Source organism: Ruminococcus sp. 1001136sp1, assembly GCF_039841815.1.
GTDB classification, from domain to species: domain Bacteria; phylum Bacillota; class Clostridia; order Lachnospirales; family Lachnospiraceae; genus Blautia_A; species Blautia_A faecis.
Genome location: NZ_JBDPGY010000002.1, coordinates 108,780 through 127,051 on the forward strand (window position 1 = coordinate 108,780; position 18,272 = coordinate 127,051).

Consider the following 18,272-nt stretch of genomic DNA (forward strand, 5'->3'; position numbering starts at 1 on the left):
GAAAAAATACGTTACTGCTCACTCCGTGGTCAGTAACAAAAATACTCTTATCATGGCAACAAAAAGGAGATTGAGATGGCAAGAAAAATAGAATATGGCCGTATGCTGCATGGTGGTGACTACAACCCGGAGCAGTGGCTTGACCGCCCGGACATTCTGAAAAAAGACATTGAATATTTCAAAAAAGCACACATTAATACAGTATCTGTAGGAATCTTTTCCTGGGCAGTACTGGAACCAGAAGAAGGAAAGTACAATCTGGGCTGGCTGGAAGAGATTATTGACAACTTATATAAAGAGGGAATTTCCACGATCCTGGCAACACCGTCAGGCGCAAGGCCAAAGTGGATGGCCGATAAGTATCCGGAGGTCCTTCGCATGGATCCGGACCGCACCAGAAGATTTTTCGGAGGCAGACATAATCATTGCTATACATCTCCGGTATATCGTCAGAAAGTTCACGATATGGACAAGCTGCTTTCCCAGAGACTGGGCAGTCATCCTGGTGTGATTCTGTGGCACATTTCCAATGAGTTTGGCGGAGAATGCTATTGCCCTCTTTGTCAGCAGAAATTCCGGGAATGGCTGAAAGAAAAATATGGAACCATTGAGAAGCTGAATTCCAGCTGGTGCACCACATTCTGGAGCCATATTTACAATAGCTTCGATCAGATTGAAGCCCCTTCCCCAAAGGGGGAGAACGAGCTTCATGCCTTGAAGCTTGACTGGAATCGGTTCGTTACAGACCGCACCATTGATTTCATCAAAGGAGAGGTTGCTGCAATCCGTGAAGGTGGTTCTGAACTGCCGGTAACAGCCAATCTGATGTATGATTACAACGGTCTTGATTACAAGAAGTTCCGCGATGTTCTGGATGTGGTATCCTGGGACAACTATCCAAGCTGGCATAAGAAAGAGGAATTTTTCACTGCCATTGATGCAGGTATGCAGCATGATCTGATGAGGAGCATTAAGAATCAGCCATTTCTTCTCATGGAGTCCTGCCCATCTGCCACAAACTGGAAGCCCATCAATAAGCTGAAAAAGCCGGGAATGATGCTGGCTGCCTCTCTTCAGGCAGTAGCTCACGGCTCCGACAGCGTTTTATACTTCCAGCTGCATCAGAGCCAGGGGGCTTCTGAAAAATTCCACGGCGCAGTGATCGACCACTATGGCGGAGAGGATACCCGCGTGTTTAAAGAAGTGACAGAGGTTGGAGAGGCTCTGGAGGCACTGAAGGAAGTCTGCGGCAGCCAGATGAAGTCTCCGGCAGCAGTCCTTTATGACAGAGAAAATAACTGGGCAATCCAGGATGCACAGGGACCGCGGAATGAGAACATGTTCTACACAGAAGCGGTACAGAAGCAGTACCGCGCCCTGCGGGAACAGGGACTGAATGTGGATGTGATCTCTATGGAGCATGAGCTTTCCAGCTATAAGATCGTGGCAGCGCCAATGGCTTATATGTTCAAAGATGGTTACGAAGAAAGATTAAGAGCATATGCAGAAAATGGCGGAACCCTGGTGATCACTTACTGGACCGGCCTTGTGGATGGTACAGACAAGTGCTTCCTTGGAGGAACACCATACGGGCTTATGGAGGCAGCCGGTCTTCGTACTACGGAGATCGATGCTCTTTATGACTGGGAAGAGAACCATGGAATTTCAGAACCGGGCAATCATCTGGAAATCAGCGGCACCTACACTTGCAAGAACCTTTGTGAGCTGGTAAAGGTTTCTGACGCAGAAGTGCTTATGCGCTATGGCGATGACTTCTATGCGGGAGCTCCTGTAGTGACACATAAAGCATATGGAAAAGGTCACGTATATTACGTTGGCGCAGATATGGAACAGGCTTTCTACAGTGATTTCTACGGAAAGGCAGCAAAGGAAGCTGGCATTCAGGCACCGCTGGGATTCGTACCGGCAGAGGTTTCTGTCACCTTACGTGAAAATCAGGAAAATGAATATCTGTTTATCCAGAACTATGCAAGAGAAACCAAGGCAGTTCCGGTTCCAGCAGAATATGAAGTGATCTACGGCGCAGCGGATGAGATTATGCAGCCGCTGGCAACCAGGGTCCTGAAAAAGAAAAAATAGAGATTAAAAATAGCGGAAGAAGTTAGTGTGAAAAGAGGTTTTGACACTAACTTCTTTTTGTGTATATAATTAGAAAAACAGAAATCATGCAGCAGGAGGTATGTGCAGTGCAGAGAGAACTCTTGGAGCAGCTTCGTGAAATTACAGAAGAAGAGAGAAGGATCCTGAACGGAGACGCAGAAGTGGACAGGGATCTTTACACGTCTGGAAGCGATTTTACCATTGACAGCAATAAGATGCTGGAGGAAGGAAAGCTGATCGCAATCCGCACCCATACCAGGTTTGTTCATTTTCCCCTTCACCGCCATAATTATGTGGAAGTACTCTACGTATGCGAGGGAACTCTTACGAATATTATAGATGGCAAACAGGTTATTGTGCGAAAAGGGGAACTGCTTTTTCTGAATCAGTTTACCCATCATGAGATTCTTGCAGCTGGCAGGAGTGACATTGCCATAAATTTTATGGTATTGCCGGAGTTTTTTGATGTGGCATATTCAATGGCAGGAAATAATAATGTTCTGGCAGATTTTCTGGTGAATGTACTGCGCCGGGATAACCAGCAGGGAGAATATCTTCATTTTAAGGTATCTGAGGTGCTGCAGATCCAGAATCTTCTGGAAAATATTATTTATTCCCTTGTAACAGGAAGGGGCAACCAGAATAAAATCAATCAGACTACCATGGGACTTATTTTTCTTTACCTTATGGACTCTGTACAGTATGTGGAAATGCGCCTTCCAAATCAGTACGAGAACATGATATCCATGACGACTCTGGATTATATTGAGCAGAAATACCGCACGGCCACCTTGACTGAGCTATGCGATATGCTTCACCTTCCCATGCATGTATTAAGCAAAATGATAAAAAAAACAACAGGCTTTAATTTTAAGGAGCTGCTTCAGCGGAAACGTCTTAGCAAGGCTGTGGAACTGATGTGTGATACAGACCTTCCCATCAGCGATATCATTGCAGCAGTGGGATATGAGAACAACAGTTATTTTCACCGTGTATTCAAGGAAAGATATGGGGTAACGCCAAGAGCTTTCCGCGTGGCTAATAAGAAAAATGATAAAGTAAGATTATGAAGAACGCGTAAAAATATTTTTACAAAAAAATTATCATTTGTTCAAAAATATTTTTTGAATTATATATAAATGGTTGACATTTAATTAGAAAAAAAATAAAATAACTGTAACGTTTAAGATTTTTCTTACATAGAGGGGGAAAGTCTCAGGCAAATAAAAATATCAAGGAGGAAGTAAAATGAAAAAAATGTGTAGAAAAGTAGTCAGCCTTCTTCTTGCAGCAGTGATGGTGCTTACAATGACCGCCTTCGCTTCTGTTGTTTATGCCGCTGACGAGGACAGCGTTGAAGCTGATCCGAACTTCAAGATGGGAGTTATTCTTGTAGGTGATGAGACAGAAGGATATTCTGCAGCTCATATCGCCGGTGTTAAGGAAGCAGCTAAAGAGCTGGGCCTTGACGACAGCCAGATCATCTGGAAATACAAAGTTCCGGAAGACTCCAGCTGCTACGATGCAGCAATCGACCTTGTTGGACAGGGATGCTCCCTGGTAATCGGTAACAGCTATGGACATCAGACTTATCTGGTACAGGCTGCTCAGGAATACCCGGATGTAACATTCGTTTCAATGACAGGTGATTTTGCAGCAATCAGCGGATGCGAGAATTTCAAGAATGCATTCACCAACATCTATGAATCCCGCTATGTATCCGGTGTTGTAGCTGGTCTGAAGCTGAAAGAGATTCTTGAGGATGGTACTCTTACTACAGAGACACAGCCAGACAGCTTTGATGCAGACGGTAATGTAAAGGTTGGCTATGTTGGAGCATTCAGCTACGCTGAGGTTGTTTCTGGTTATACTGCATTCTACCTTGGTATTAAGAGCGTTGTTCCGAACGCTGTAATGGAAGTTAAGTACACAAACTCCTGGTTCGATATTGACAAAGAGGGTGCAGCAGCTGAGGCACTTATTGCAAACGGCTGTGTGATCATCGGACAGCATGCAGACTCTACAGGTGCTCCTGCAGCTACACAGAAGCTTCACGATGATGGCAAGATCTGCTACTCTGTAGGCTACAATATTGATATGCTTGAGACTGCTCCTACAGCAGCACTTACCTCTGCTACCAATAACTGGGCAGTATACTACAAACATGCAATTGCAACCGTAATGGGCGGTGGTGACCTTGAGCAGGACTGGTCCGCAGGATATAATGACGATGCAGTAGGAATCACAGAACTTGGTGAGTCCTGTGCAGAAGGAACTGCAGATTACGTTGCTGACATCGAGGGCAAACTGAAAGACGGTTCTCTTCAGGTGTTTGATACCTCTACATTTACTGTAGGCGGCGAGGAAGTTACTTCTGCACCGGTTGACCTTTCCTTCATGGATTACACAACTGATCCTGCAACTGTTGTATATCAGGGCGAGACTGTTGAGGCTATCGAGGATGGACACTTTGCAGAGTCCACATTCAGAAGCGCTCCATACTTTACACTTCGTATTGATGGAATCACAGAGGACGCAGACGCTGTTGAATAAGCAGTAATGCGAAATCCTGCGAAGCATGATTTCTGTGCATCGCGGAGCAGGTAGCTGGGAAGAAACCTGAACAGTTATCGAATTACATGAAATCCAAAAGGGGAGCTGTAAAAAGGCTTCCCTTTTGTTTCGTAAGCGGGAAAGTTAAAATCCACGCGGATGTGGGATTTTGGCGAACGCTTCAAAGATAGGCAAAACCAGAAGAGCTTGTTTTGCCTTGATTATAAAACGGGAAGGGAGGCACAACACTTTGGAATATGCCATTCAATTAAAAAATGTTACCAAAACATTTGGAAAAGTTGTTGCCAACAAAAATGTCAACCTTGACGTAAAAAAAGGTGAGATTCTCTCCCTTCTGGGAGAAAATGGAAGTGGCAAGACCACTCTTATGAATATGATCTCCGGTATTTATTTTCCAGATTCCGGCGAGATCATGATAGACGGCAGGAAAGTGGAGATTCGCTCTCCGAAAGATGCCTACGATCTGGGAATCGGTATGATCCATCAGCATTTTAAGCTGATCGATGTATTCAGTGCTACGGAGAATATCGCCCTTGGTCTTGACAAGAGGCAGAAATTTGACCTGAAAGAGGTTAAGAAAAAAGCCAAGGCTATCTGCGATAAATATCACTTTGACCTGGATTTAGACCAGAAGGTTTATGAGATGAGTGTATCTCAGAAACAGACTCTGGAAATTGTAAAAGTTCTCTACAGAGGAGCAAACATCCTGATTCTGGATGAGCCTACGGCAGTTCTGACTCCTCAGGAAACGGCAAGACTTTTTGAAGTAATCCGAAACATGAAAGCAGATAACAAATCCGTTATTATCATTACCCACAAGCTTCACGAAGTTCTGGAGATTTCTGACCGCGTGGCAATCCTTCGAAAAGGGGAGTACATAGGCACAGTAGAGACCAGTGAAGCTACAGAAAATTCCCTTACAGAGATGATGGTTGGCAAGAAGGTAGAACTGAATATTGCCCGCTCTGCGCCTGTAAATCCTGTGAAACGCCTTTCAGTTTCCCATCTGACTGTTTATAACCGTGAGGAAATCAAGGTGCTGGACGATGTAAGCTTCGATGTTTTCGGCGGAGAAGTCCTTGGTATAGCGGGAATTTCAGGAAATGGACAAAAGGAGCTTCTGGAAGCCATTGCAGGACTTCAGATTACAGCCCAGGGCAGCAGCATTGAATTCTATGAAAAAGGTAAAGAAGACCAGCCCCTTCAGCTGGTTGGCAAAACACCAAAGAAAATTCGGGATGCCGGTGTGCATCTTGCATTTGTTCCAGAGGATCGTCTTGGAATGGGACTTGTTGGTTCCATGGGTATGACGGGAAATATGCTGTTAAAGAGTTATGGAAATGGTCCATCTCCGATTACCGATATGCGTGCTCCGAAGAAAATGGCAGAAAAGGTAAAAAAAGAGCTGGAGGTAGTTACCCCAAGCTTAAATACTCCTGTATCCCGCCTTTCTGGCGGTAATGTACAGAAGGTTCTGGTAGGCCGTGAAATCGCAGAGGCACCGACAGTCCTGATGACTGCCTATGCAGTACGTGGTCTGGATATCAATACCTCCTATACGATCTACAATCTTCTGAATGAGGAGAAAAAAGAGGGCGTTGCAGTTGTTTATGTAGGTGAGGATCTGGATGTGCTCATTGACTTGTGCGACCGCATTCTGGTTCTCTGCGGCGGCAGGGAGAATGGTATCCTGGATGCCAGAACCACCACAAAAGAAGAAGTTGGTCTGCTGATGACAAATCTTCGGAAGGAGGGGAAATAAATGAGTGAAATAAAAACAAAAGAACCCTTAGTCCGAATTATAAAGCGTGACAAAAGCAGCTTCGGCTACAAAGTATGGGTTCGTGCAGCTGCCATTTTACTGGCACTGGTTGTAGATGCAATTTTCATTTACAGCGTAACCGGACTGAATCCGTTATCCGTATATGTAGTTATGTTTAACGGTACCTTTATGACAAGTATTCGTTTTTCCTGGGCAATGCGAGATCTGGTAACCCTGCTCTGCATTGGTATTGCTCTTGCCCCTGCGTTTAAAATGCATTTCTGGAACATTGGTGCAGAGGGACAGGTATTGGTGGGTGGTCTTGCCACTGCCATGGTTATGGTAAAATGCGGAGCCAGCCTTCCTACACCGGTGCTTTTCTTGGTAATGTTCCTTACCAGCGTGATCGCAGGCGGTCTGTGGGGCTTTATCCCGGCTGTGTTTAAGGCATACTGGAACACAAACGAAACACTGTTTACTCTGATGATGAACTATGTGGCAACCAGCATTGTGGCATGCATGACTAATATTCTTCGTGGAAAAGCCTCCAGCCTTGGTAAACTGAACATGTCTACACAGGTTGGATGGTTTCCGCAGTTTTTAGGACAGAGATATAATATTAACATTCTGATTGTTGTGATCCTGATGTTTGTCATGTTCTTCTATTTGAAATATTCCAAACAGGGATATGAGATCACCGTTGTCGGAGAATCTGAGAACACAGCAAGATATGCCGGAATTAATGTTAAATGGGTAACCATCCGTACCATGATCATTTCCGGTGCTATCTGCGGTCTGGTTGGTTTCCTGATCGTAGCAGGAAGAGACCAGACCATTTCCACCACATCTGCAGGTGGAAACGGATTTACTGCCATTATCGTAGCATGGCTTGCAAAGTTTAATACGTTCTATATGGCTCTGATCTCCTTCCTGCTGATCTTCCTTTCCAAAGGTGCAGCAGAGATTGCTTCTGCATACAGCCTGAACGATTATGCAGCAAGTATTATTGAAGGTGTGATCTTGTTCTTTATCCTTGGAAGTGAATTCTTTATCAACTATAAAATGATTTTCCGTGGTTCCAAAAAGGAGGTGCACTAAATGAGTAATCTGATTGCGTGGATCATCAGGGCAATTCCATTTGGAACAATTATCATGTTTGGTTCTATGGGTGAAATCACCACTGAGAAATCAGGAAACCTGAATCTTGGTGTTCCGGGAATTATGTATCTTGGCGGCTTTGCTGGCTTCGCCAGCTCCTATTTTTACGAGAAAAATTCAGCAGATCCAAAGGGTTGGATATGCGTGATCCTGGCGCTTGTGGCAGCAATTGCAGCCTCCATGCTGGGAGGGCTGATTTTCAGCTTCCTTACCATTACCCTTCGTGCAAACCAGAATGTAACCGGTCTTGCACTTACCACATTCGGTATGGGTGTTGCCAATTTCTTTGGTGTATTTATTTTAAATGGTGCAAGCTACACTGCAGCTCCGCTGGCATACGCTTCTTTTTCAAAGAAGATTCCATTCCTGTCCAGTAAGCTGGGAATTGTAAGTAAAACTGTTTTTGCCTATGGTTTTCTGGTGTATGCGGCAATCATCATTGCTGTTGTTCTGCATTATGTGCTGAACAAAACAAGAGTAGGTCTGAATCTTCGGGCTGTAGGCGAAAATCCGGGAACTGCAGACGCAGCCGGAATCAATGTAACCAAATATAAATATCTGGCAACCTGTATTGGTGCCGGCCTTTCCGGAATCGGCGGCTTATATTACGTTCTGGATTATAATCAGGGCATCTGGGCGACAACGGGACAGATAGAAGCTCTTGGCTGGCTGGCTGTTGCACTGGTTATATTTACCACATGGAAACCTCTGAACTGTATCTGGGGCGCTTATCTTTTTGGTATGCTCTACTGGTTGTATCAGTTCCTTCCAAGTATTCTTGGAATCAAGGTTGCAAGCTATGTCACAGACCTGATCCAGATGGTTCCTTATGTGGTTACGATTATCGTGCTGGTTGTAGTAAGCTTCCGAAAGAAGAAAGAAAATCAGCCTCCGGAGAGTCTTGGACTTTCCTACTTCCGAGAGGAAAGATAACAGGGATTGGTTTGATATAATATTGAAATTTCAGAATTCTCTGCTTATGCTGTATAGTGCAACATAAGCAGAGGATTTTTTTATCCTTCAAACGGTAATACGAATTGCGAAAAAAAGGTTACTGTTCACTGGTAGCGTTCCGCGAGGTGTTTTTTGTGAACAAAGTTCACAGAAAAACCGAGAATTGCGGCGCGAAATCATGCTTTGCATGATTTCTGTGCATCGCGAAGCGCGTTACTGTGAACGAAGTGAACAGTAACAAAATAAGTGTCCATAGGAAAAGAAAGTTTACAAAATATTTCGAAAATGTTATATTATTATTAAATGACATGCGAAATATAGAATGGATAGCTGGTTCATACCTTTACAGTTATCAGAAAGGAATAAAAATATGAAAAAAAGATATGTTTTTGCTGCATTGGCAGCTATGACAGTATTTGCAGGCTGTGGAGATAATGCTTCTCAGCAGAAAAACACGGACAATACTACCCAGGAGAGCACAGCAGAGGATGATCTGACAGCTGCTGATCCGGATGAAGATGGAGAAGAACTGGATCCTGAATTTTCACAGGATGTAGAGAATAATGAAGTGATCGATGCAGATGATGCAGAGGAAGAAGCAGCTCTTGATCCCATTACTCCTTCTGAATATCTGGTTCAGAATGCTTCTGATTATGTGACTCTTGGAGATTATGATGGTGTAGAGGTTACCAGGTATACCTATGAGATCACAGACGATATGGTACAGGATGAGATCCAGGAAGAGCTGGCAGATGCCAGTGATGAGCAGTCTACCAATGCACCTTCCGAGGACGGAAATATTGTATATATGAATCTTACTGCCACTGTGGAGGGTGAGGAAGCTGCTGAGCCGGAAGAGACTTTTATCACCTTGGGACAGGAAGAATTTGGTGCAGAATTTGACCAGAAGCTGACAGGTGTTTCCACTGGAGATAAACTGGATTTCAGCATCACGTACGGAGATGATACCTGGCAGGAAGACTGGCAGGGAAAAACCGTTGACTTTTCAGTGGAGATAACAGATGTTACAGCTTCCAATACTCCGGAATATGATGAGGATTATGTGAAGAATTATACCGGGTATGACACGAAGGAAGAATATGAGGCTTCTGTAAAAGAATATCTGGAGCAGTCCTATGAGGAACAGAGTACTTATGATGAGACAGAAGATCTGATTTCTGCCTGCCTGGCACGTACAGAGTTTACGGGAGAATATCCGGACGACCTGTTTGAGGCATGCAGGGAAGAGGCACTCTCCGGTTATTCCATGTTTGTAGAGGAAGACGGAGATGTAAATGATGTACTGGATATGTTCGGGGTTACAGAGGATGATATTGCAGAAGAAGCCAAAAATCTTGTAAACCGCCGCCTCTTCATCAGTGCATATGCCGAAGCCAATAATATTGAGGTAACAGAAGATGAATACGTGAATTATGTGAATGAGTATGCTGACTACTATGGCGAGAGTCCTGCTGATTTTGAGACTCTTTATACACGGGAAACGCTTGTAAATGCCCTTTATGAGAGCAAGGTAACAGAGCTTCTTCTGGAAAAGGCAAACGTGACAGAAACTCCATATACACCAGAAGAGTATGATGAAGAGGAATCCAAAGAAGATGACACGCTTGATGATCTGGAAATCGTAGAAGAAGGAGAAGAAGGCGTAGCTGAATAAAATCTGAAGATTTGGCAAAACACACTTTCAACGTCATAATGTTCTTTGATTAACATTTTTTATAAATTTAAGCCTTTTAATTTAGATGTGATTATGATATAGTAAATAATACGCGACAATGGACGGACAGCATTCTGAAGATAAGCTTTAGGAAGTTTGTCCGCCCATTTGTGTCTATAAAGGAGGAACGAGATGAAATTTTCAGAAATGCCTTACACTCGTGTGGATTTTCCAGCTGTAATTGCACAGGCACAGGAGATTATCCAGCGCGCATCTTCTGCGAAGAGCGGAGAAGAGCAGTTCGAGATTCATCAGGAATTTAACAAGCTGATGGATCACGTGAGAACTCTTTACACCATCGCCCATATCCGCAGGGATGGAGATGTGACAAATGAGTTTTATGACGGCGAGAAGAGCTACTATGATGAGAAGCTCCCGGAACTGAACGCAGTGACAAATGAGTATAAGAAAGTACTTTTTGCCACTCCATATCGTCAGTATATGGAAGAGAAAATCGGACCGGTTGCATTTAAGTCCATGGAACTGGAGATGAAATCTTTCGATGACAGTCTGATTCCGCTGATGCAGGAGGAGAATGCCCTTGCTTCCCGTTACAGCAAGCTGATCGCTTCTGCCAAGATCATGTGGGAAGGAGAAGAACTGAACCTTTCCCTTATGCGTAAATATATGCGCTCCCAGGATCGGAATACCCGTAAGAAAGCATGGGATGCTTTTTCAGGCTTCTTTGAGGAGAACCAGGCTGAGCTTGATGAAATCTACGATCTGATGGTGAAGAACCGCACCAGACAGGCACAGATGCTGGGCTTTGAGAATTACATTGATATGGGCTACTGCCGCATGAATCGTAATTCTTATACCAAGGAAGATGTACAGAAGCTTCGCGAGCAGATTAAGACTGTATTTGTACCGTTAGCTTCCAGAATGCACAAGAACCGTCAGGCACGCCTTGGGGCAGATGCACTTCGGTATTATGATATGGGTGTTTATTTCCCACAGGGAGATCCGGCGCCGATCGGTACTCCTGAGGAGATTCTTGAGAGCGGCCGCAAAATGTACACGGAGATGTCTGATGAGACAAGGGATTTCTTCAACATGATGATGGAGAATGAGCTTTTTGATGTATTCGGACGTAAGAATAAGGCTACCGGTGGTTACATGACGGAGCTTCCGGATTATGGTGTACCGTTTATTTTTGCAAACTTTAACGGAACCAGTGGTGACGTGGATGTAATCACACATGAGTGTGGACATGCATTTCAGAGTTATGTATCCTGCAAGGATCCAATCACCGATCACTCCAGGTATCTGACCATGGAGACAGCAGAAATCCATTCCATGTCCATGGAATTCTTTGCGGAACCATGGATCGAGCTTTTCTTCGGGGAAAGAGGCGATGATTACCGCAAGATGCATCTTGAGGATGCCATCGACTTTATTCCTTATGGAACAATGGTGGATGAATTCCAGCACATTGTATACGGCAATCCGGAGCTTACACCTAAGGAGCGACGTGATGCATGGAACAGGCTGGAGCAGGAGTACCGCCCATATATGGATTCCACTGGCTGCAGGTTTATGGAAGAAGGCGGCTACTGGCAGAGACAGCACCACATTTTTGAGATGCCTTTCTACTATATTGATTATGTACTTGCACAGCTTTGTGCATTCCAGTTTAAGATCCGCATGGAGAAAGATCATGACGCTGCGTGGGCTGATTATATGAAGCTTTGCCGGCTTTCTGCAAGTGATTTCTATCCGTCCATGCTGAAACAGGTGGGACTTACAGTTCCATTTACAGATGGCTGCATTCAGAAGATTGTGGATGAGCTGGATAAGAAGCTGGGTTGAGTCATCAGGCAAAGACTGTGAGAAGGAAAAGCACTTTCAGGTAATAGATTGGGAACTCACAGGAAAGTTGAGGAAGAATTGTGAAAAAATATGGGAATGATTACCGCCAGAGAGGGGAAAAATTTGAATATACCGGAAAATGGTATGGCAGCAGCCTGTCAGTGAAGGAGCTGAAAAGACATGCCCTTAACAATACAGTTCTTATGGCAGCCGCCCTTGTGATCTATTTTGCCAGCCTGATGCTGAACAATGAAGGAAGCAGGATCTTCTGGATATTGCTTCCCTATATGGTGGTAGTATTCCCTGTTTCCTATGGAATCATGGGAGGTGCTTCCTTATTTCTTTTTTGCAGACAGCAGGAGGGAAAAGCTCACTCACAGGTGGTAATCCCGGAAAAGCATATAGGGCATATGACCTGTGCACAGTATGAAAAAGGGGTGCGGCGTCCGGTAAGGTGCAGCATTGCCATCACGGTACTGGGACTTTTTACAAGCGTGGCAAACCTGATTTTTTTGTTAAAAGATTTCGAAAATCTTATTTTTACAAGGGAACTATTATTCGAGGCAGCCGCTGTGATGATTTTAGCACTGGGAAGTGTTAGTACTGCGCAAAACTGGCAGATTAAAGCGAAATTTACAAATTTTGAGTAAAAATCTTTCAGTTTTTGACAATTATGGACAAAATTCCAGACATATTTCGCCATATAGCTATTGCACATGTAATAAAACATGGTAAAATAGAGAGGTATAAGACAACAAATTTTCAGGTTGTCTGTAGTAGCTGGCCTCAGGAGTCTCCAACAGGCTCTGATGAATAGTTACAATAAAATATCTTAAAAAAGGAGGATAAGATATGAGCAAGAAGAAGTTAATGGCCCTGTTATTAACAGGTGTCATGGCAGCATCAACAGTGAGTGTTCCTGTTTTTGCTGAGGATGCAGACGCTGCAGAAGACACAGCTGATGCAGCAGAAGAGACTGAGGGAGGTTCTTCCGATACACCGCTGGTTGTTGGACAGACCAACTTCTCCGAGAAATTCTGTGGAATGTTCGCAGAAGCAGTTCCGGATCAGCAGATCTCCGATATCGTAGGAGCATATCTGTTTGATAACGACCGCGCAGGTGCTGTTATCTACAATGGTATTGAGGGAGAGACTACTGAGTATAACGGAACAGAGTATACTTACACAGGACTTTCTGATATTACAGTTACACAGGGCGAGGATGAGACTGTTTATGACATCAAACTTCGCGATGATGTAAAATTCTCTGATGGTGAGCCGCTTACCGCAGATGACCTTATTTTCACATTATATGTATATTCAGATACTGATTATGATGGAAATGCAACTCTGTATTCCACCAATATCAAAGGTATGAAGAACTACCGTCTGAATTCCACAGCAGCAGACTCTATCACAGATGAGGATGTTGCAAATGTATTAGCTGACATGCCAGACGAAGTAGCAGAGAAGGTGAAATCTGACCTGATCGTTCCGCTTCTTACCTCTGAGTATGACTGGGCACAGACTTCATGGGAAGATTACGCAGACGCTTACGGTGTTGCAAGCGGTGACGAATTCTTCGCAATGCTCTACGCTACCGAAGACGGCTACAGCGTAGACGGCAAAGACCAGGATACAATCATTAATGAGATCGCTGACCAGTATGGTACAGATTATGTAGCTCTTGCAACTGCATACGGCGATGAGGAATATTTCAATGAAGATGCTACAACAATTGCACAGGAATACCTGGTAGAGCAGAAAACTGCTGCAGGTGAGGGCGAGGAAGTTGCTAACATCGAAGGAATCAAGAAACTTGGCGATTACGAAGTTGAGATCACAACAGACGGATTCTCTGCTACTACAATCTACAATCTTGGCGTAATCGTTGAGCCAATGCATTACTATGGTGATGCTTCTCTTTATGACTATGACAACAATCAGTTCGGTTTCACAAGAGGCGACCTTTCCGCAGTACGTGACAAAGCAAACCAGCCACTTGGTGCAGGTCCTTACAAATTTGTGAAATATGAGAACAAGACCGTATATCTGGAAGCAAACGAGAACTACTACAAAGGTGCTCCTAAGATCAAGTACCTTCAGTGGAGAGAGACTTCCGACGCAGATAAGATTGCCGGTGTTGAGCAGGGTACAATCGACCTTTCCGATCCATCCGGAAGCAAATCTGCATTTGACCAGATCAAGAGCATCAACAGCAACGGCGAGCTTGATGGCGACAAGATCATGGTTAACGCAACAGACAACCTTGGATATGGATACATCGGTATCAACTCTAACACTGTAAAAGTTGGTGATGATGGAAGCTCTGATGCATCCAAGGATTTAAGAAAAGCAATTGCAACTGTATTTGCTGTATATCGTGACGTAGCAATCGATTCCTACTATGGCGATGCTGCTTCCGTAATCAACTACCCGATCTCCAATACATCCTGGGCAGCTCCTCAGAAATCTGATGCAGATTATAAGGCAGCTTACTCTGTAGATGTTGACGGAAATCCGCTTTACACAGACGACATGTCTGATGATGAGAAATTTGCAGCAGCTACACAGGCAGCTCTTGGCTACCTTGAGGCAGCTGGCTACACTGTAGAAGATGGCAAAGTAACAGCAGCTCCGGAAGGTGCTAAGATGTCCTATGAGATCATCATCGGCGCTGACGGAAGTGGAGATCACCCAAGCTTTGCAATCCTTACAGATGCTAAGGCAGCACTTGAGTCCATCGGATTCACACTTGAGATCAATGACGTTACAGACTCTAACATCATGTGGGATGCTTTAAATGCAGGTACAGCAGAAATGTGGGCAGCTGCATGGCAGGCAACAATCGATCCTGATATGTATCAGACATACCACAGCGAGAGCGTAAAGAGTAACTACTACCACATCAATGACGCTACACTGGATCAGGATATTATCGACGCTCGTTCTTCCGCAGATCAGGAATACAGAAAATCTGTTTACAAACAGTGCCTGGATATCATTCTTGACTGGGCAGTTGAGATTCCGGTATATCAGAGACAGAACTGCATTATCTACAGCCCTGAGCGTGTAAATGCAGATACCTTTACAAAAGATGTTTCTACATTCTATTATTGGTATAAAGATATCGAGAACATCGAGATGAACTAAAGGTATAAACTGAAGAAGTCAGACTAGTGCAGTGGGCTCACCCTAACAAGTGAGCCCACTGCCTTACTGGCAGTATGCCTTGGGTACTGATGTGTGCCGGGGCATTGCATACAGCCAGAACCGGCAGGACACACTGCCAGTAAGAACATCACAGTCAGAACTTCTTACCCTGATACTGGAAAGGACAGATAAACTAAATGAAGAAATTTATTGTACGTCGTGTACTTCTGGGAGCGATGATTCTGTTCTTCGTTTCCATGATCATTTACTCAATTGAGAGAAGCCTTCCTACCTCTTATGTAGAAGGAAGAGCCCGCGACATGTCCATGAAACAGGGCGCTAAGCCTTATGATGAGCTGGTTGCGGAATTAAATGCCTCCTATGGACTGGATAAGCCGGTCCTGGAAGGATATTTTGTATGGCTTGGAAAAGCACTTCACGGTGAGTTTGGAGAATCCTGGATCTTCCATCAGCCGGTAACCAAGAAATTCTCCAGTGTAATCTGGTATTCCTTTGTACTGGCGCTGGCCTCGTTCCTGTTGGAGATCATCATTGCAATCCCTCTGGGAATCATATCGGCCACCAAGCAGTACAGCAAAGTAGACTATGCGGTGACAGTGTTTGCCCTCATCGGTATTTCCCTGCCGTCTTTCTTCTTTGCCACTATTTTGAAATGGATCTTCTCCATCAATCTGAAATGGGTGGACCTGTATGGTATTGTAAGCCGTATGCATGAGTCTTACGGCAGCGTTGGAAAGGTACTGGATATGGCGCAGCATCTGATCCTTCCGGTGATCACCCTGACCATCGTCAGCGTTGGTTCCCTGATGCGTTACACCAGAACCAACATGCTGGAGGTATTAAATGCAGACTACATCCGTACTGCAAGAGCTAAGGGTGTACCGGAGAAGAAGGTGGTCTATCACCATGCGTTCCGAAATACTCTGATTCCGATCATCACCATCCTTGGAAGTACACTTCCAAACCTGTTTGGCGGAGCCATGATCACAGAGACTTTGTTCCAGATCCCGGGAATCGGATACACATCCTATCAGGCACTGACCCAGGGTGATATTCCGTTTACCATGTTCTATATGGTATTTCTGGCATTTCTTACATTGACCGGCAATCTGATCGCAGACATCCTGTACGCTGTGGCAGATCCAAGGGTACGAGTAAATTAGGAGGAAAAACATGAGTACAGATCCAACAAAGAAAAAAGACGATCATGTCAGTACCTCCCAGGCACTGGATGATGAGCAGCGTGTAAAAGTCCTCTCCCCTGGAATGCTTGTTGCCAAGAGATTTTTCCGCAATAAGCTGGCTGTGGCAGGACTTGTAATTCTGGTAACAATGTTTGTGTTCTCATTCATTGGAGGTATGGTCAGTCCCTATGGTGAGAGCCAGGTGTTCCGTAAAACCGACCACGTATGGAAGGATTATGCAGGAGCTACCTATAATAAAGCATATATTTTTGAAACAGCAGACGGAAGCGAGTTCCCGGCAGCCGGACAGCAGAAGTTCATTCTTGCAACCAACAAAGGGGATGCGACTTTTGAGGCAGATGGTGTAACTTACGGACTTGAAAATAAAGGCGAAGAATACTGGGCGATTTACTCCGCAGAGCCGGTTGCCACAGTTCTTACCCTGAAAGGCAAATCCACCTATAAACCGGCTGGAGATGCAGAAGTAACAGATGACATCAAAGAAGGCTATGAAGAAGCAGTAAGTAATGATGAAGATACCTTTGAGGTGGACGGCATTACTTATTCCATTGAGAAGTCCGGACGTGAGAATCTGATCACCATTTCCGGAGAAGTTGCTTTTGCAACAAAGAAGGTCTTCAGCGCAGCCACCAGCGATGCACAGCTTGGATTTGAATTCCAGCAGCTTGCACTGGATGCCCTGGAAAATGGCGAGTCTTCTTTTGAGTGCGATGGCGTAAAGTATGAGATGAGCACTTTAGAAGGTGAGACTGCTACAGAGATCACCAAAGACGGCGAGGTTTATGCAACAGTTTCCGGTCTTCTGGTATCCCCGCAGGCAAACGGTGTATTCCTTTCCCTTTCTTTTAAAGAGGCAGTGGAGCAGGCAATCACAGAGAAAGCCTCCACATTTACCGCTCTCAATGAGAATGGTGAGGAGGAGACCTATCAGCTTCAGACAAAGAATACACAGTATGTAGTCCGTAACCAGAAAGAGACTACTGTCAACGATACCTATGCAGCTCCAAGTAAGAAGCACTTGGTAGGAACTGACGGAAACGGTATGGATATGCTTACCAGACTGATGTATGGCGGACGTATCTCCCTGATGATCGGTTTCGTTGTTATCATTATCGAAGGTATCATCGGTATTCTCATCGGTGGTATTTCCGGTTATTTTGGAGGATGGGTAGATACCATTCTCATGCGTGTGGTTGATGTTGTTATCTGTATCCCAGCAATGCCGCTGTACATTATCATCGGTTCTGTTATGGATTATTACAAGATCGATCCGCGAATCCGTATTTATGCACTTTGTGCGATCCTGGGTATCGTGGGATGGCCAAGCATTGCCCGTATGGTACGTGGACAGATCCTCTCCCTTCGTGAGCAGGAGTTCATGGTTGCAACAGAAGCGACAGGTGTTCGTGTGTCCAGACGTATTTTCCGCCACCTGATCCCTAACGTTATCCCACAGCTGATCGTTATTGCAACAATGGGACTTGGTGATGTTATTCTGATGGAGGCAACTCTTAGCTTCCTTGGAATCGGTGTTAAGTTCCCATATGCTTCCTGGGGTAACATTGTAAATGCGGTAAATGATGTATACGTACTGACCAACTTCTGGTTCGTATGGATCCCGGCCGGATTTTTGATCCTGCTGACCGTTCTTGGATTTAACTTTGTGGGTGATGGTCTTCGTGATGCATTTGACCCGAAAATGAAACGGTAGGTGCGAATATGGCATTATTTGGTAAGAAAAACGCAAACTATATCTCAGCTAAGGAAACCAAAAGAATCT

Annotated in this window: 12 protein-coding genes; all 12 read left to right on the top strand. The window is 44.6% G+C overall.

Features of this window, described 5'->3' with window-relative positions:
• Window positions 1–75: 75 nt before the first annotated feature.
• The 12 genes from ABHC48_RS02445 (at window position 76) to ABHC48_RS02500 (ending at window position 18,203) form a co-directional block, all read left to right on the top strand.
• Window positions 76–2,100, top strand: coding sequence for a beta-galactosidase (locus ABHC48_RS02445; RefSeq protein ID WP_195379225.1), 2,025 nt, complete (start codon window positions 76–78; stop codon window positions 2,098–2,100).
• Between the two features lie 107 nt (window positions 2,101–2,207).
• Window positions 2,208–3,191, top strand: coding sequence for an AraC family transcriptional regulator (locus ABHC48_RS02450; protein WP_173773157.1), 984 nt, complete (start codon window positions 2,208–2,210; stop codon window positions 3,189–3,191).
• Between the two features lie 178 nt (window positions 3,192–3,369).
• Window positions 3,370–4,674 carry a BMP family ABC transporter substrate-binding protein gene (locus ABHC48_RS02455; RefSeq protein ID WP_178733702.1) on the top strand — a complete coding sequence of 435 codons (1,305 nt, stop codon included), beginning with the start codon at window positions 3,370–3,372 and terminating at the stop codon, window positions 4,672–4,674.
• Between the two features lie 250 nt (window positions 4,675–4,924).
• Entirely contained in the window at window positions 4,925–6,457 is a 1,533-nt protein-coding gene (locus ABHC48_RS02460) for an ABC transporter ATP-binding protein (RefSeq protein WP_195699937.1), read from the top strand.
• Window positions 6,458–7,555, top strand: a complete 1,098-nt coding sequence (locus ABHC48_RS02465; RefSeq protein ID WP_173773155.1) for an ABC transporter permease — start codon at window positions 6,458–6,460, stop codon at window positions 7,553–7,555.
• On the top strand, window positions 7,556–8,548 hold the full coding sequence (locus ABHC48_RS02470) for an ABC transporter permease (protein ID WP_148461206.1): 993 nt from the start codon (window positions 7,556–7,558) through the stop codon (window positions 8,546–8,548). It abuts the gene before it with no gap.
• A 391-nt stretch (window positions 8,549–8,939) separates the two neighbouring features.
• Window positions 8,940–10,244 (top strand): hypothetical protein, encoded by a 1,305-nt coding sequence (locus tag ABHC48_RS02475; protein WP_173717947.1) that lies wholly within the window; start codon window positions 8,940–8,942, stop codon window positions 10,242–10,244.
• A gap of 192 nt (window positions 10,245–10,436) precedes the next feature.
• A complete protein-coding gene (locus tag ABHC48_RS02480) occupies window positions 10,437–12,113 on the top strand; it encodes a M3 family oligoendopeptidase (protein ID WP_173717948.1) in 1,677 nt (558 codons plus the stop codon).
• Between the two features lie 80 nt (window positions 12,114–12,193).
• Entirely contained in the window at window positions 12,194–12,763 is a 570-nt protein-coding gene (locus ABHC48_RS02485; RefSeq protein ID WP_173717949.1) for a hypothetical protein, read from the top strand.
• A gap of 202 nt (window positions 12,764–12,965) precedes the next feature.
• The gene (locus ABHC48_RS02490) at window positions 12,966–15,266 is read left to right on the top strand and encodes an ABC transporter substrate-binding protein (RefSeq protein ID WP_173717950.1); all 2,301 of its coding nucleotides are present in this window, start codon (window positions 12,966–12,968) and stop codon (window positions 15,264–15,266) included.
• 197 nt (window positions 15,267–15,463) lie between these two features.
• Window positions 15,464–16,450 carry an ABC transporter permease gene (locus tag ABHC48_RS02495; RefSeq protein WP_173717951.1) on the top strand — a complete coding sequence of 329 codons (987 nt, stop codon included), beginning with the start codon at window positions 15,464–15,466 and terminating at the stop codon, window positions 16,448–16,450.
• A gap of 10 nt (window positions 16,451–16,460) precedes the next feature.
• Window positions 16,461–18,203, top strand: coding sequence for an ABC transporter permease (locus ABHC48_RS02500; protein WP_227198966.1), 1,743 nt, complete (start codon window positions 16,461–16,463; stop codon window positions 18,201–18,203).
• Window positions 18,204–18,272: the final 69 nt, after the last annotated feature.

Bases quoted from the DNA above. Each gene is read 5' to 3' on its own strand.
- ABHC48_RS02500 (WP_227198966.1), top strand. From the start codon at position 16,461: ATGAGTACAGATCCAACAAAGAAAAAAGACGATCATGTCAGTACCTCC.
- ABHC48_RS02490 (WP_173717950.1), top strand. From the start codon at position 12,966: ATGAGCAAGAAGAAGTTAATGGCCCTGTTATTAACAGGTGTCATGGCA.
- ABHC48_RS02445 (WP_195379225.1), top strand. From the start codon at position 76: ATGGCAAGAAAAATAGAATATGGCCGTATGCTGCATGGTGGTGACTAC.
- ABHC48_RS02455 (WP_178733702.1), top strand. From the start codon at position 3,370: ATGAAAAAAATGTGTAGAAAAGTAGTCAGCCTTCTTCTTGCAGCAGTG.
- ABHC48_RS02475 (WP_173717947.1), top strand. From the start codon at position 8,940: ATGAAAAAAAGATATGTTTTTGCTGCATTGGCAGCTATGACAGTATTT.
- ABHC48_RS02465 (WP_173773155.1), top strand. From the start codon at position 6,458: ATGAGTGAAATAAAAACAAAAGAACCCTTAGTCCGAATTATAAAGCGT.
- ABHC48_RS02470 (WP_148461206.1), top strand. From the start codon at position 7,556: ATGAGTAATCTGATTGCGTGGATCATCAGGGCAATTCCATTTGGAACA.
- ABHC48_RS02480 (WP_173717948.1), top strand. From the start codon at position 10,437: ATGAAATTTTCAGAAATGCCTTACACTCGTGTGGATTTTCCAGCTGTA.
- ABHC48_RS02495 (WP_173717951.1), top strand. From the start codon at position 15,464: ATGAAGAAATTTATTGTACGTCGTGTACTTCTGGGAGCGATGATTCTG.